The following is a 250-nucleotide window of genomic DNA, read 5'->3' as shown; positions in this document are numbered from 1 at the left end:
GGTGTCTTGGAGGTACGGGAAACGCCGATCAGCACGACATCAGCCCGCAGCAAGCCGCGCGGGTCACGGCCATCATCATATTTGACGGCGAATTCGATTGCATCTACCTTGCGGAAATACTCTTCGTCCAGTCTCCGGACCAAGCCCGGTTTCCCGGTCGGTGAAGAGTGGAGCACATCTTGCAGTGTATGCAAGAGCGGTCCGATTACATCGATGATGGGAATGTTTGCTGCAGCAGCCTGCTCCATTA

1 protein-coding gene is annotated in these 250 nt (G+C 55.6%); it reads right to left on the bottom strand.

The annotated features are described in order from the left end of the window. The coding region (locus MXD62_RS09225; protein ID WP_248828948.1) for a kinase/pyrophosphorylase at positions 1–250 on the bottom strand (250 nt) is incomplete at both ends.

Source organism: Frankia sp. Mgl5, from assembly GCF_023242985.1.
GTDB lineage: Bacteria > Actinomycetota > Actinomycetes > Frankiales > Frankiaceae > Parafrankia > Parafrankia soli.
This window is presented reverse-complemented; position numbering and strand designations above follow the sequence as displayed.